We start from the raw sequence: 12,998 nt of genomic DNA on the forward strand, positions 1-12,998 counted from the left end.
TTTAATTAAGTGTAACTTTTACTTCATTTCTTGTTTGAAAATAGTATCTTCTACATAAATTTGTTCTTTATCTATAGCAGTAGCATGAGTTAATACTAAACCGATTGGTGTTTTTGTATCTTTATTTTGAACAATTGTAAAAGGAACATTTTTTTCGTTTGCTAATTTAATGTATTTTGATAAATGTGGGTAAGCAATGCCACCATTTAGGAGGAGTTGTAATGATTGAGAAGAGCGCATGCTACCCGCTACTTCAGAGTATACATTACTTTGCATTACTTGACCGATTGTTAAAGCGATTTCCACACGCTCACGTAATGTAGTTAAATACATATTACGTTCTTCTGGTTTGTTTTGCTTTTGGCCGTAAATGCCTTCTTGGAGATAATCTTCCACATTTTTATTTACCATATTTTTCACACCTTTCATTTTCTATTGTACGCAAGAATTAAAAATGATGCAAAAAAAAGTCGTTTTGATTACGGAAATAATGAAAATATGTGAAGGAAAAAGGGGATTTGTATACAATTAGTTAAATAAGAAAGAAAAAATAATTTTATCAACAGAAATTAACAAAATGTGACAAAAATCTATTAACGAATCGTATTTTTTGTGTTAATATTCAAAATATAAAGGGTATTCGTCGTATGGAAATGGAGGGAATGGAGGTTTTTCCAATCGATAAGGATATTAAAGAAATATTTTGTTCACACTTGAAAAACAATAGGCACCAATTCGTAGAGAACTGGAAAAACAAAATGATAATTTCCGAAAAAGATCCATTTAAACTAGAAGTAGTTCAAAATGGAGAGGATTTACTAGAGTTAATTATCGAACTTACTATGGAAGATAAAGATATAAATTATCTTCAACCGTTATGTGAGAAAATTGCTATTGAACGTGCTGGAGCAGATGCGAATATTGGAGATTTTGTTTATAACGCAAACGTGAGAAGAAATGAACTTTTCGAAGCGATGTGTGAATTAGATGTTAGCGCTCGTGAATTGAAACCAATTATGGCAAAAATACATACTTGTTTTGACAAATTAATTTATTATACCGTTTTAAAATACTCGGAAATTATATCGAAGAATTTAGAGGAAAAACAGCAATATATTAACGAAACACATAAAGAAAGGCTGACGATTTTAGGGCAAATGTCAGCTAGTTTTGTACATGAATTTCGTAATCCGCTTACTTCCATTATGGGGTTTGTTAAATTATTAAAGGCGGATCATCCGAGTTTATCGTATTTAGATATTATTTCGCATGAATTAGATCAATTAAATTTTCGTATTTCGCAATTTTTACTCGTATCGAAAAAAGAAATGTGGAATGAATCGGAACGGTTTTGGCTTAATGACTTGTTTCAAGACATTATACAATTCTTATATCCGAGTTTGGTCAATGCGAATGTTTTGATTGAAAAGAATTTACCGTATCCAATTCCGCTTGTTGGTTATCGGAGTGAAGTGAGGCAAGTATTTTTAAACATATTAATGAATTCAATTGATGCTCTTGAATCAATGAAAGAAGAACGAAAAATTATCATTGATGTATTTGAAGAAGATCAAGCTATTCGAATTGTGATAAAAAATAATGGACCAATGATTCCAGCTGAAAATGTAGAAACGATTTTTGAACCATTTGTAACTACTAAAAAGTTAGGAACTGGTATTGGATTATTTGTATGTAAACAAATTGTGGAAAAACATAATGGATCCATTATGTGTCGATCAGATAACGATTGGACAGAATTTCAAATTGCATTTCAAAAATAAACAGTCTACACCAAATGAATGGTGTAGACTGTTTTAATTTGTGAGTATAAGGGCTTCTAATTTAGGATCTTTAGTTGAATAACCTACTATTGAAATTGTATAAATAACATTTGGTTCAACATTGAATTTCGGTATAGTCAATAAAACGTTTTTATTATCTGCGAGTGAAATTTCAATATCTGCTGTACCAGGGCTAACTTGCAAAAAATCTGTTATTTGTTTAAAGAGTACATTTTCAAATAAATGATCCCCATCTTTTAAATCTACGTTTACAACAGGGGTATCTGGAGAGAAATGTGCAAACCGTATTTTGGCTTGACCAGCTGGTAAATGTGTATTATCAAGTATAGGCTGTAATTGTAGGTGATTATCACTATTTATTGCAGCGAGAGTATAAGTATGATTTCCCATTATTGGTACCAACGCTGAAAAGATTGGAGTTTCATTTCCGACAGGAACAATATCTATACGGTATTTACCTTGCACTAATGATAAATAAGGGCTGAATTGCTTAAATGAAATATTTTTAATAACCGTTTGTCCGTTTACTAAAATGTCAACCGCTGGTATATTTGGATCGGCATGAAAAATTCTTATATGTGACGGTAAAGCAGCTTCTTGTGAGTCTCTTGTTTCATACGCCTGTACAAGTTTTGATAGTGCATCGTAATATTTCATATATAATTCTATATATTTTTTAGGATTACGAAACTGATAGTAACGTGCGAGTTGTTCGTATTGTGTAACTTCTTGTCCATATTTTTCGATTTCAGATTGAGACATGAACATTCCTCCTTTGTCATCATTAAAACTATATGCGAAGCAAGAAAGCGGTTATGCAAAAAAAATGATTTTATAAAGGGAAAATTAAAAATTGACAACAAATATGTTTTCATAAAGAGGTGCTGGTGCTTACGAGAATTTCGCAGAGTAAAGCAGTACATATGACTGTACGAAAGTAAAATAAATGCCAAGTTGAAAGTGCATTTCAATTAACATATTGAATACATGTCCAAAAATCGCTAGAAAACTAGGGATTTTTTTAATTATAGGCAAATACACATACAAAGTGATAATTGTCCTACATAAATTATAAAGGAAAGATACTTTGAATCTGAGGAAAGGAGTGCCACTTCGGGATAGGGATATCCCGATAGTAATTGTGAATGAAGTTATGAAAAGGTTTTGTGTTATAGGCTGTAGGATGAATTTGTAAACTTCATTTTTCTATTTATTTTAGCAATTGACAGTATTAACCCATAAGAGAGCGTCATGACGAACTGATTAGTGTGGTTAATCGGTTCTTTTTTTATAGTTTAAAACTGAAAAGTTTACATAATGAATAGGAATCTGAATTGATTAGTAAGGTGGGTGTCGAAATTTGTTTTAAAATATGCAATTTAAAGTAGGATAATAGGAAGGAGTTTAACGGGAGTTCCGTCGAAGTGTACAGAATGTCGGCATTTAAGGACAGCTGGCATTATGCTATAAAAACATTTGGTGATGTACTCATTTCATATAAAAGGGAGGGGTATTTGGGCGTATAGAAAAGGGTTGGTCTTCGTTTTCAGTTCTGAATTTTCTGTTTTATAAAAATTTTTAAGCACTCATTTGTATATTTTATAATAGTTTTTTGATAAATTCACTGCTTTTGCAGAGGATTCTTTTTTATGAAAGAAACGTCAATTTTCTTCATATATATATACAAATTGGAGAAATGGGGGAGCGCTATGCGCGATTACTTAATTAAACCACTTGTTGGTCAGCCGTATCCAATGATTTCACATGGAAAAGGTGTTTATTTGTATGATCAAAATGGCAATAAATATTTTGATGGTTCGTCAGGAGCAATTACGGCAGGTATTGGGCATGGCGTAAAGGAGATTGCAGACGTTATTAAAAAGCAAGCTGAGGAGATTGCTTTTGTTTATAGATCACAGTTTACGAGTGAAGCAGCTGAAAAATTAGCGAAGAAGTTAAGTGATTTAAGTGTAGGAGATTTGAACTGGAGTTTTTTTGTAAATAGTGGTACGGAAGCGAATGAAACAGCTATGAAAATTGCAATTCAGCATTTTCAAGAGCGAGGTATTCAAGGGAAACATAAAATTTTATCAAGATGGATGAGTTATCACGGTATTACGATGGGTGCTTTATCGATGTCTGGGCATCCACTACGTAGACAACGCTTCGTATCTATTTTGGAAGATTATCCGACTATACCAGCTCCATATTGTTTCAGATGTCCTGTTCAAAAGGTATATCCAACTTGTCAGCTGGCATGTGCGACTGAACTAGAAAGATCAATTGAAAGAATTGGTGCAGAGCATATTGCTGCTTTTATTGCTGAGCCGATTATCGGAGCAGCTGGAGGCGCGGTTGTTCCGCCGAAAGACTATTATAAAGTCATTAAAGAGATTTGCGACCATTACGATATTTTATTTATTGCGGATGAAGTAATGACTGGGCTTGGTCGTACTGGAGCATGGTTTGCGATGGAGCATTGGGGCGTAGAGCCGGATATTATGACACTTGGTAAAGGGTTAGGAGCGGGATATACACCGATGGCAGCGACAGTTGTAAGTGATCGTGTTATGGAACCAATATTACGTGGATCACGTTCAGTAATGAGCGGTCATACGTTAAGTGCAAATCCATTGTCTGCAGCAACGGCTTTAGCTGTTATTGAATATATGGAGAAACATAATCTTCCTGAAAAAACAGCAGAAAAGGGAGAGTATTTAATAAAAGGCTTACAGAAAGTTCAGCAACAATCGACAATCATTGCTGATGTGCGCGGAAAAGGGTTGCTAATCGGAGTAGAATTGCAACCGTTTACAAAAGCGTCAGAGCTTATTTCAGTTGCAGCTAAAAATGGTCTGCTTTTATACCAAGCAGTTTCAGGGCAAGCAGGAAAAGAAGATAGTGCACTGCTTGTAGCACCGCCAATGACAACTACATATTCCGAGTTAGATGAATTACTTTCAATTTTCTCTAAAAGTGTGGAAGAGATGATGCAAAAAGGAGGGCATAGTATCGCATGACAACTATTACAAATACATTCGGTAAATTAAAAGAAATTGAGGAAGTAATTTCTTTGTTCCATGATGATATGACATTGATGTTTGGGGGATTTGGAGGGATTGGATCCCCTCCATCTTTAATACAGGCAATTTTAGAAAAAGGCGTTACAAATTTAAATTTAATTGGAAATGACACTGGATTTCCTGATGTAGGTATCGGTCGTCTTGTTACAAATGAAAGAGTTAAATCAATAATTACTTCTCACATTGGCTCCAATCCAAATGCAGGAAGGCAACTAAACGAGGGAAGATTACAAATTGAGTTTTCTCCGCAGGGAACATTAGCAGAGCGTATTCGCGCTGGTGGCGTTGGTCTTGGTGGTGTTTTAGTTGATGTTGGTGTTGATACGATTGTGGAAGAGGGAAAACGAACAGTTGAAATGAATGGTAAGACCTACTTAGTTGAAACAGCATTAACTGCTGAAGTTTCAATTGTATATGCGAAAAAGGCAGATCCGTTTGGTAATCTTGTATTTGACAAAAGTGCACGAAATATGAATCCCCATGTAGCTATGGCTGGGGATATAACAATTGTAGAAGCAGAAGAAATAGTCCCGCTTGGAAGTTTAGATCCAGAGGAAATTGTCGTTCCAGGTGTTTTCGTAAATTATATTGTACCGTCGGAAGGAGTGAACTGGAAATGGGTATGGGCGTAGAAGTGAGGGATAAGATTGCTAGGCGTGCGGCGAAAGAAATACAAAATGGTATGATTGTAAATTTAGGTATTGGCATACCATCGCTTGTACCAAATCATTTGCCTGACGACATAAATGTTATGTTTCATGCGGAAAATGGAATCGTCGGCATGGGACCAACGCCAAGTAAAGGGAATGAAGATGAAAATTTGTGTAATGCAGCAGGTTTACCAACTTCTCTTATAACAGGAGCGAGTTATTTCGATAGCTGCACAGCGTTTGGGATGATTCGAAAAGGTTTGCTAGACATAACGATTCTTGGTTCATTACAAGTAAGTGAAAATGGTGATTTAGCAAACTGGATTGTACCTGGAAAACGTGTTCCAGGTATTGGTGGAGCAATGGATTTAGCACAAAAAGCGAAGCGGGTCGTTGTTGTAATGAATCATGTTGATAAGTACGGAAATGCAAAAATTGTTTCAGAGTGTACATTGCCATTAACTTCAAAGAAATGTGTAGATTTAATTATTACTGATATGGCAGTCATGGAGGTAACTCCGAGTGGACTTATATTACAAGAATTAATGAGCCCATACACAGTAGAAGATATAAAACGACATACAGAAGCTGATTTTCAAATTAGTTCTAACTTACTAGTAATTGAATGAAGGGAGATGTAATATATGGAGCAATTAAAAAAGCAAGTTTGTGATTATATTGAGAGCCATGAAGAGGAAAGTGTGAAATTTTTAAAACGATTAATTCAAGAAAAGAGCGTATCTGGTGATGAAAGCGGTGCGCAGGCAATTGTGATTGAAAAATTACGTGAATTAGGTTTAGAGCTCGATATATGGGAGCCTTCTTTTTCTAAAATGAAAGATCATCCTTATTTTGTATCACCCCGTACAAGTTTTTCAGATAGCCCAAATATTGTAGCAACTTTAAAAGGAAGTGGCGACGGGAAATCTATGATATTGAATGGGCATATTGATGTAGTTCCAGAAGGGGATGTGAATCAGTGGGAACATCATCCTTATAGCGGTGAGAAAATCGGAAATCGTATATATGGCCGTGGAACGACGGATATGAAGGGCGGAAATGTCGCACTTATGCTTGCGATGGAAGCAATTATTGAATCTAACATTGAATTAAAAGGAGACATCTATTTTCAAAGTGTAATAGAAGAGGAAAGTGGCGGAGCAGGGACATTGGCAACTATATTACGAGGATATAAGGCAGATGGTGTCATTATTCCGGAGCCTACTAATATGAAGTTTTTCCCGAAACAACAAGGTTCTATGTGGTTTCGTCTACGTGTAAAAGGGAAAGCTGCACACGGTGGAACGCGCTATGAAGGGGTTAGTGCAATTGAAAAAAGTATGTTTGTTATAGAACATGTAAGAAAGCTAGAGGAGAAAAGAAATAGTCGAATTACAGATCCGTTATTTAAAGAAATTCCGATTCCAATTCCAATTAACATTGGGAAAATTGAAGGAGGGAGTTGGCCAAGTTCTGTTCCCGATGAATTAATTTTAGAAGGAAGATGCGGTGTTGCGCCGAATGAGACTATAGAGGCGGCAAAAGAAGAGTTTGAGAATTGGATTGCTGAATTAAATGATGTGGACAATTGGTTTGTTGAAAATCCAGTAGAAGTAGAATGGTTTGGAGCGAGATGGGTTCCTGGTGAACTAGAAGAGAATCATGAACTCATTACGACACTTCATCACAACTTTGTTGAAATCGAAGGGAACGAACCAATTATTGAAGCATCTCCGTGGGGGACTGATGGAGGTTTATTTACACAAATTGCAAACGTACCAACAATAGTATTTGGTCCAGGAGAGACGAAAGTAGCACACTATCCAAACGAATATATAGAAGTTGATAAAATGATAGCTGCCGCAAAAATTATTGCATGTACATTACTAGATTGGTGTGAGGTGAAAAAATGAAATACTATGAATCTTTTAGAGAACAGACGAATTGTTATACAGTAGAAGGTGTTTTAGATTATTTTAATAAGCGTATTCGGGTAGATCACTATACAGGAAATGTTGAAAGTATTATACAGACAATTGACGAACTAGCAGAGAAACATTCTTTCACTAAATGTATTATTAAAGGAAAGGGAGAGCATGTTTCAACATGGCTCTCTTTCGGTTTTTTGTTGGAAGCAACGATACCTCATTATTTTCAAGGACACGATGCATACTTTTTTGTGAAATATAATAATGATGAAAGACGAAATAGTATGCATTGGATTGAGGAAGATACTATATTAAGCGGTGTAAAAGGAAAAGAAATAAAAGAAAAAGTAGTTCCAAAGAAATTTTTGCTGAGAAAAGCGACTGAAGAAGATGCAGAAGAATTAGCAACTGTATTCGGAAAAGTATTTGAAGTGTATCCGACACCTTTAAATGAAGCGAGTTATGTATTACAGACGATGAAAGAAGACGATACAATTTACTACGTGTATGAATTTGAGGGGAAAATTATTAGTACAGCATCTGCAGAAATGAACATAAAGGAAGGGAATGCAGAATTAACGAATTGTGCTACTTTACCTGAATACCGTAAACATGGATTTATGAAAAGTTTACTAATTAAATTAGAGGAAGAACTTCAAGAAAGATCTATTTTCTGCTCCTATACAATTGCTCGATCGCTTTCTTTCGGAATGAATGCTGCCTTTCATCAATTAGGCTATACGTATACAGGAAGACTGGCGAATAATTGCTACATTTTCGATAAGTTGGAAGATATGAATATATGGGTGAAAGATCTATCTAGCTATTCGAAAGCAGTAAAACTTCCACCTCAAAATTTGGCTGTAAAGCAAAACAGTTAGGTGGAGCTGGGTGTTTGAAAAAGCCGTACTAATTAGAGTTTCGAGTTATCTAATGAAAATATAAAATTGATTAAAATTATAGAACGGAATCGTCATGCTTACAATCGCACATAGGTGTGCCGAAAATTCGGCATGTAATTGCTGGATTTTCGGCAAGAGGGGGGATGACATTGCTAGCAGTTTCGACACAAGAAGTCATTGAAGCGATTTTGGGCAGTATTGATGAGGCTATACACGCTGTAGATGAAAATGGAATTACAATATTTTATAATTCTGTAGCTGCAAAACACGATGGATCGAAGATTGAAAAAGTGTTAGGGAAACATCTGTTAGAAGCGTTCCCGTCTTTATCAAGGGAAACGAGTACATTGATGAAAGTACTAGATACAAAAAAACCTATCGTACATCAGGTACAACATTATCAAAATTTAAATGGTGAAGATGTTTGTACAGTAAATACGACGTTACCTATTTTTATAGATGGGAATATTGCTGGGGCTGTTGAAATTGCAAAGGATTACTCTACAATTCAAAAGCTTACTGACACAATTGTTGACTTACAGTCGAAAATAAAGCGATCATCTAGAAAAAAAGTGATTAAAAAGCACGCTGCATTTGAGACGATAGTGACAAATGATACGCGGTTTAAACAGACGAAAGAGTTAGCACAAAAAGTAGCACCAACAGACGCGAATGTTTTAATATATGGTGAAACAGGAACGGGAAAAGAACTGTTCGTACAAGCAATTCATGAAGCTTCTAAAAGAAAAAACAAGCCATTTATTGCACAAAACTGTGCAGCTTTACCAGAGTCGCTATTAGAAAGTTTATTGTTTGGAACGACAAAAGGAAGCTATACGGGAGCGATTGAAAGAGCTGGGCTATTTGAACTTGTTGATGGTGGTACATTATTTTTAGATGAACTGAATTCAATGCCTCTTGATTTGCAGGCAAAAATGTTACGAGTGTTAGAAGATGGAGTCATTAGAAGAATTGGTGATAATAAGACGAGAAAAGTAGATGTTCGTGTTATTACCGCGATGAACCAGCCTCCAGAAATATGTTTACGAGAGAATAAAATTCGCACTGATTTATATTATCGCTTAAACGTATTTTCATTATATATCCCACCGCTTCGTGAAAGAACTGAGGATGTACTATTATTAGCATCTTATTTTTTGAAAGAATATAATAAAAGTTATAAAAAAGGTGTACTTCAAATTGATGAGGAAGCGAAAGATAGACTGCAAGCTTATCAGTGGCCTGGAAATGTACGGGAGTTAAAACATACGATTGAACATGCTGTTATTATTGCAGAAGGGAATACATTAACAGCCAATTGTTTACCACGTACATTTCGGAAAGAGAAGTTTTCGAAGAAGAAGGGTATAATGCCACTTAGAGAAGCACTTCATCAAACAGAAAAAGAATTAATAGATCAAGCGTTGATTGAAACGGAAGGGAATATATTACAAGCCGCAAAAATGTTGGGTATCCCTCGTCAAACGCTTCAATATAAACTGAGCAAGTACGACAAAACCGCCGAATAATCGGCGGTTTTTGTGTGTTTGCACCAATAAAAGAGCGTTTACATATATAAAAAGTAATGAATATGATGTTAAGTATTGATTTCATACAACGCTTAAAAATATTTTTTCGCTTATGTAATAGGGTTCTCCGCACATTTACTTATCAACAATGTAAAGTTGGCATAACTATTGCTTATATAAAGGATGAGCGTATAAAAAGGGGGAATAGCAATGTTACATGATGTATACAAACCAAATCGTCACTGGAAGGATATCGAATTATGGAAAGATGTTACTGAAGAGCAATGGAATGATTGGGTTTGGCAATTAACGAATACGATCAAAACGTTAGATGACTTAAGAAAAGTGATTAACTTAACACCTGAAGAAGAAGAGGGCGTTAAAATTTCAACGAAAACGATCCCGTTAAACATTACACCGTACTATGCTTGGCTAATGAATCCTGATGATCCACGCTGTCCGATTCGGATGCAATCAGTACCGATTTCGGAAGAGTTATATAAAACAAAATATGATTTAGAAGACCCACTTCACGAAGACGAAGATTCACCAGTTCCAGGGCTAACACATCGTTATCCGGACCGTGTACTATTCTTAGTAACAAATCAATGTTCTATGTATTGTCGTTACTGTACACGTCGTCGTTTTAGTGGACAAATTGGAATGGGTGTACCGAAGAAACAATTAGATGATGCAATTGCTTATATTCGTGAAACGCCACAAGTACGAGATGTATTAATCTCCGGTGGTGACGGACTTCTAATTAACGATAAAATTTTAGAATATGTATTAAAAAATTTACGAGAGATTCCGCATGTTGAGATTATTCGTATCGGAACGAGAGCACCAGTAGTATTCCCACAACGTATTACAGAAAACTTATGTAACATTATTAAAAAATACCATCCAGTATGGTTAAATACACATTTCAATACATCTATTGAAATTACTGAAGAATCGAAAAAGGCATGTGAAATGTTAGCGAATGCTGGTGTTCCAGTCGGAAACCAAGCAGTAATTTTAGCTGGTATTAACGACAGCGTTCCAATTATGAAAAAACTTATGCATGACTTAGTAAAAATCCGTGTACGTCCATACTACATTTATCAATGTGACTTATCTGAAGGTATCGGTCACTTCCGTGCACCAGTATCTAAAGGTCTTGAAATTATTGAAGGTTTACGTGGACACACATCTGGTTATGCTGTTCCGACATTCGTTGTTGATGCGCCAGGTGGAGGCGGTAAAATTGCACTTCAGCCAAACTATTTAATCTCACAAAGTGCAGATAAAGTTGTACTTCGTAACTTTGAAGGTGTTATTACGACGTATCCAGAGCCAGAGAGCTATATTCCAGGAAGAGCGGAAGGATACTTTAAAGAGATTTATCCGAACTACGAAGAAAAACGTTCAGATGTTGGTATCGCAGGTCTTATGAGCGATAAGAAATTTAACCTCGTTCCAGACGACTTACAGCGTATGAACCGTCGTAAAGACTACGAAGATAATGATACTCATGCATCTTTAAAAGATAAACGTGATAAGCGCGATCAATTAAAAGATAAAAAATATCAAGCACAAATGGCTAAGTTAGAAGAAAACGACAAAAAAACTGAGGGTGATGCAGTATGAATTGTATGTGGTGTGACAGTACAGAAGCGAAAGAAAGCTTGAATACTGTATATTGGGAATTACCAGATGGTACGAAAGCCATTGAAATCCAAGAGACACCATGTATTTCTTGTTCCTCGTGCGGGATGGACTATCAATCAGACCATACAGTAAAAGAAATTGAAGATCAATTATTCTTAATTTACACGAAAGATTTACCAAAACAACTAACATATGAAGAATTAATGGGAAGACCGCGTCTATTAAAAAGAAATTATTTCGACTTTTAACCAGCTTTTATGCTGGTTTTTTTCTTTTTTGCCTTGTATAATGTACCCAAGTTAGAAAGGTAGGGAATATTTTTGAAAAAGACATTTTACCATTATATGATGAAGCATCGTGCAGCTTTATTTAGAAATGAAATTTCAGATTTAGCAGAGGCGATGTATGATGATTTAAGTTTTCCGAAGCAATCTGAAGACTATGATGAAATTAGTTCATACTTAGAGTTGAGCGGAATGCTAGAAAGTATGTCTATATTTGATGAAGCCTGGGATTTATACATACAAGATAGATAAAAACTATTTGAAAACATACAGAATACATTACTTTATTTAAAGTGAAGTATTCTGTATGTTTTTTATTATGAAATTTGTTGATTTGAAGCTAGTCTAGTTACTAGCTTTTTTTTGAGTGCAATGTAAATTTTATAAGATTATATTTTTTATTGAAAAAATTTATGAATATAAGCTTCTGTGATAAGCGTTTTTATGTAGGTTGCATATACTGATATCAAAATCACGACGTCAAAAAAAGGAGAGATAGAGATGGCAAGAAAAAAACAACCTAAATACAACGTAGGGGACATAGTCGTGATTACGCTATATGGAACCGTTGGGAAAATCACAAATATGAAGGTTTTAGATGGAGTTTATGTATACGAAGTCAATAATCACGATGGGTTTTACGTAGAGCAAACATTGCAGCACGTTACAGAGCAAGATATGAAAAAGGGCGATACGGAGTGGATTGAATTAAATTATAATTTCACGTTTGGTGATCTTGTGCAAGTAACTGGATATGATAAAGATGTTTTCCGTATTGTTGGTTTTCGTACAGAAGTATGGAGATATAAGAATGACGCATGGGAAGATACAATTTATGAATTGTCACGGATTACGGATGGTGAATGGTTAGAAGCGGATGAATCAGATTTAACGTTACTCGCCAATGCTCAAACGGCAAATGCAATTTTGAAGAAAATGAAACAAGATAAAGCAGGTATGAATAAATTAGATTTAGGAAAGTTAAAGTCAATTAACAACTCGAAAAAAGTGAGTGTTAAGACGAATCGTCAAGAAATCATTGATGGATTACTTGATATTTATAACGATTATCAATTATTGTTCGATACATTTAAAGATGAAGAATATAAAATTGTAATGGATGTTGTTCATAATTATTTAGTTAAATTGACAGAGAAAAAATAGTTA

The 12,998-nt window shown here is 35.1% G+C and carries 13 protein-coding genes; 11 read left to right on the forward strand and 2 right to left on the reverse strand.

From position 1 onward, the window contains the following. Window positions 1-18: 18 nt before the first annotated feature. Window positions 19-411 carry a YueI family protein gene (locus NST90_RS11000; RefSeq protein WP_000247558.1) on the reverse strand — a complete coding sequence of 131 codons (393 nt, stop codon included), beginning with the start codon at window positions 409-411 and terminating at the stop codon, window positions 19-21. A gap of 236 nt (window positions 412-647) precedes the next feature. Here NST90_RS11000 and NST90_RS11005 point away from each other — a divergent pair, with 236 nt between their 5' ends. After that, complete coding sequence (locus NST90_RS11005; RefSeq protein ID WP_326047674.1) at window positions 648-1,781, forward strand: BA2291 family sporulation histidine kinase; 1,134 nt, start codon at window positions 648-650, stop codon at window positions 1,779-1,781. Window positions 1,782-1,814: 33 nt separating this feature from the next. On the opposite strand, the gene NST90_RS11010 is transcribed toward NST90_RS11005, so the two are convergent. Beyond that, window positions 1,815-2,564, reverse strand: coding sequence for a DUF4397 domain-containing protein (locus tag NST90_RS11010; protein WP_000083285.1), 750 nt, complete (start codon window positions 2,562-2,564; stop codon window positions 1,815-1,817). A 947-nt stretch (window positions 2,565-3,511) separates the two neighbouring features. Here NST90_RS11010 and NST90_RS11015 point away from each other — a divergent pair. The 10 genes from NST90_RS11015 (at window position 3,512) to NST90_RS11060 (ending at window position 12,995) form a co-directional block, all read left to right on the forward strand. Continuing rightward, on the forward strand, window positions 3,512-4,822 hold the full coding sequence (locus NST90_RS11015) for an aspartate aminotransferase family protein (RefSeq protein ID WP_046392667.1): 1,311 nt from the start codon (window positions 3,512-3,514) through the stop codon (window positions 4,820-4,822). Continuing rightward, window positions 4,819-5,517 (forward strand): acetate CoA-transferase subunit alpha, encoded by a 699-nt coding sequence (gene atoD, locus NST90_RS11020; RefSeq protein WP_000208102.1) that lies wholly within the window; start codon window positions 4,819-4,821, stop codon window positions 5,515-5,517. Before NST90_RS11015 ends, atoD begins: the two co-directional genes overlap by 4 nt. Further along, the gene (locus NST90_RS11025) at window positions 5,502-6,164 is read left to right on the forward strand and encodes a CoA transferase subunit B (protein ID WP_000525277.1); all 663 of its coding nucleotides are present in this window, start codon (window positions 5,502-5,504) and stop codon (window positions 6,162-6,164) included. The genes atoD and NST90_RS11025 overlap by 16 nt, the downstream gene beginning before the upstream one ends. A gap of 15 nt (window positions 6,165-6,179) precedes the next feature. Beyond that, window positions 6,180-7,448, forward strand: coding sequence for a peptidase (locus tag NST90_RS11030; RefSeq protein ID WP_000436698.1), 1,269 nt, complete (start codon window positions 6,180-6,182; stop codon window positions 7,446-7,448). Beyond that, a complete protein-coding gene (gene ablB / locus NST90_RS11035; RefSeq protein ID WP_044306985.1) occupies window positions 7,445-8,344 on the forward strand; it encodes a putative beta-lysine N-acetyltransferase in 900 nt (299 codons plus the stop codon). Before NST90_RS11030 ends, ablB begins: the two co-directional genes overlap by 4 nt. A 164-nt stretch (window positions 8,345-8,508) precedes the next feature. Next, a complete protein-coding gene (gene rocR / locus NST90_RS11040) occupies window positions 8,509-9,894 on the forward strand; it encodes an arginine utilization transcriptional regulator RocR (RefSeq protein WP_011110073.1) in 1,386 nt (461 codons plus the stop codon). 210 nt (window positions 9,895-10,104) lie between these two features. Next, complete coding sequence (gene ablA, locus NST90_RS11045; RefSeq protein WP_000902142.1) at window positions 10,105-11,526, forward strand: lysine 2,3-aminomutase; 1,422 nt, start codon at window positions 10,105-10,107, stop codon at window positions 11,524-11,526. Further along, the gene (locus NST90_RS11050; protein WP_000995763.1) at window positions 11,523-11,795 is read left to right on the forward strand and encodes a YokU family protein; all 273 of its coding nucleotides are present in this window, start codon (window positions 11,523-11,525) and stop codon (window positions 11,793-11,795) included. Before ablA ends, NST90_RS11050 begins: the two co-directional genes overlap by 4 nt. Before the next feature lie 72 nt (window positions 11,796-11,867). Then, window positions 11,868-12,083, forward strand: coding sequence for a YozE family protein (locus NST90_RS11055; RefSeq protein WP_000750717.1), 216 nt, complete (start codon window positions 11,868-11,870; stop codon window positions 12,081-12,083). A gap of 249 nt (window positions 12,084-12,332) precedes the next feature. Further along, window positions 12,333-12,995, forward strand: coding sequence for a hypothetical protein (locus tag NST90_RS11060; protein ID WP_000101499.1), 663 nt, complete (start codon window positions 12,333-12,335; stop codon window positions 12,993-12,995). Window positions 12,996-12,998: the final 3 nt, after the last annotated feature.

This window comes from Bacillus sp. FSL E2-8900, from assembly GCF_037966225.1.
GTDB classification, from domain to species: Bacteria; Bacillota; Bacilli; order Bacillales; family Bacillaceae_G; genus Bacillus_A; species Bacillus_A cereus.

Bases quoted from the DNA above. Each gene is read 5' to 3' on its own strand.
- NST90_RS11000 (WP_000247558.1), bottom strand. From the start codon at position 411: ATGGTAAATAAAAATGTGGAAGATTATCTCCAAGAAGGCATTTACGGC.
- NST90_RS11005 (WP_326047674.1), top strand. From the start codon at position 648: ATGGAAATGGAGGGAATGGAGGTTTTTCCAATCGATAAGGATATTAAA.
- NST90_RS11010 (WP_000083285.1), bottom strand. From the start codon at position 2,564: ATGTCTCAATCTGAAATCGAAAAATATGGACAAGAAGTTACACAATAC.
- NST90_RS11015 (WP_046392667.1), top strand. From the start codon at position 3,512: ATGCGCGATTACTTAATTAAACCACTTGTTGGTCAGCCGTATCCAATG.
- atoD (WP_000208102.1), top strand. From the start codon at position 4,819: ATGACAACTATTACAAATACATTCGGTAAATTAAAAGAAATTGAGGAA.
- NST90_RS11025 (WP_000525277.1), top strand. From the start codon at position 5,502: ATGGGTATGGGCGTAGAAGTGAGGGATAAGATTGCTAGGCGTGCGGCG.
- NST90_RS11030 (WP_000436698.1), top strand. From the start codon at position 6,180: ATGGAGCAATTAAAAAAGCAAGTTTGTGATTATATTGAGAGCCATGAA.
- ablB (WP_044306985.1), top strand. From the start codon at position 7,445: ATGAAATACTATGAATCTTTTAGAGAACAGACGAATTGTTATACAGTA.
- rocR (WP_011110073.1), top strand. From the start codon at position 8,509: ATGACATTGCTAGCAGTTTCGACACAAGAAGTCATTGAAGCGATTTTG.
- ablA (WP_000902142.1), top strand. From the start codon at position 10,105: ATGTTACATGATGTATACAAACCAAATCGTCACTGGAAGGATATCGAA.
- NST90_RS11050 (WP_000995763.1), top strand. From the start codon at position 11,523: ATGAATTGTATGTGGTGTGACAGTACAGAAGCGAAAGAAAGCTTGAAT.
- NST90_RS11060 (WP_000101499.1), top strand. From the start codon at position 12,333: ATGGCAAGAAAAAAACAACCTAAATACAACGTAGGGGACATAGTCGTG.